The sequence below is a fragment of the Streptomyces sp. WAC 01529 genome (assembly GCF_003945545.1).
GTDB classification, from domain to species: Bacteria; Actinomycetota; Actinomycetes; order Streptomycetales; family Streptomycetaceae; genus Streptomyces; species Streptomyces anatolicus.
The window spans coordinates 97,783-98,977 of the sequence record NZ_CP029617.1; the positions used below are offsets into that span (position 1 = coordinate 97,783).

At 66.5% G+C, this 1,195-nt stretch carries 1 protein-coding gene and 1 pseudogene; one reads left to right on the forward strand and one right to left on the reverse strand.

Translation table 11 applies throughout. The annotated features are described in order from the left end of the window. Nucleotides 1–40: 40 nt before the first annotated feature. Nucleotides 41–200: pseudogene (locus tag DMA15_RS37215) on the reverse strand (transposase); the annotation flags it as partial. Nucleotides 201–337: 137 nt separating this feature from the next. Here DMA15_RS37215 and DMA15_RS00440 point away from each other — a divergent pair. Beyond that, nucleotides 338–808: a glutaredoxin domain-containing protein gene (locus DMA15_RS00440; protein ID WP_125510670.1), complete on the forward strand. Its 471-nt coding sequence runs from the start codon at nucleotides 338–340 to the stop codon at nucleotides 806–808. The last annotated feature ends 387 nt before the right edge of the window (nucleotides 809–1,195 follow it).

A 1,195-nucleotide genomic window follows, 5' to 3' on the forward strand; every position in this document is an offset into this window, starting at 1 on the left:
CCCGTACTGTTCGTTGTTCACACGGTCCTCATTTCGGGTGGTCGACCGGCGCCGTCACCGGCCCGTCCGCACACAGCAACGCGTCGGCGAGGTCGAACAGTTCGTCCCCGCCCGCGGTCAGGCAGTCGATTAGGGCCTCCCCGGAAGCGTGACACTTCCGCGAACGCTTCCCCAGGACCGGCCGCAGGCAGCAGACTCACCTTCACGGCCTTCGCCTCGACCGGTGCACCTTGGTCGGAGCACATGATCAGACGAAGGCCGTCTCACCGTCCCCCGAATGCCCAGGTGCGCGGCCTAGTTCGAGGCTCTTTTCGAGTCACCGATAGCCTTCGTCCTCATGACGCGCGCTTGGATCTCGCCGATCCTGCTGGTGCTCTGCGGCTCAGCCGTTGCGGCTGGGCTCACCCTCAGCGGGACTCCCGGCGCAGCCGCAGCCAACCTGCTGGTCTTTGTGCTGCTCGCAGGCGTGAACTCACCTCTGATCTTCCCGAGGTCGGTCGGCACGCTGGAAGCACAACGCCGCAGCGCGGTCGACGGCCGACCGGTCGTCTTCTGGCGTCCAGGCTGCACATACTGCGTCCGACTGCGCATGCGGCTGGGCGGTAGCGCCCAACAGGCGTACTGGGTCAACATCTGGCGCGACCCGGCTGGAGCCGCAGCGGTGAGGGCGGCCAACGACGGCAACGAGACCGTGCCGACCGTCATCGTGACGGGCCGGCCGCACACCAACCCCGAGCCCGCGTGGGTGCGCGAGCAACTCTCCCGTTCCACGTCATCAGGACGCAGTCGAGGTCAAAAGACAAGCTGAGCGCGTCCAGCGCCGCCATCGGCCGTCGTTGATACTGCACGAGTCGGCCCCGCCCTCGTTCGAGAACGGGGCCCTATGGGAGGACCATTTCTGTCCTGCCGACCGGACACGTGTCCGCCGTGCCGGTTCGCGGACATCGCCGCGTCGCCCGCCTCAACTCGCGGCGGCCCATAGGCAATACCTTGCTCGGGTTAGTTCCCTATGCCATGGTCGGTGCTCTCCCCCTGAGCCTGCCCAGCCCGCCGCAGGCGCAGGAAGTACCCGGTCCTACCCCTCCGTCGGATGGGAGTGCGGTTCTCCGTGGCAGATTTACCCTTCGGGTTCGAGCAAATTCTCTCAAGTCAGCCACACCTATCCGCGCATGCCTTTGACGTCGCAGAGTTGGGC

Excerpts from the sequence above, each read along its gene's own strand:
- DMA15_RS00440 (WP_125510670.1), top strand. The coding sequence starts at position 338 with ATGACGCGCGCTTGGATCTCGCCGATCCTGCTGGTGCTCTGCGGCTCA.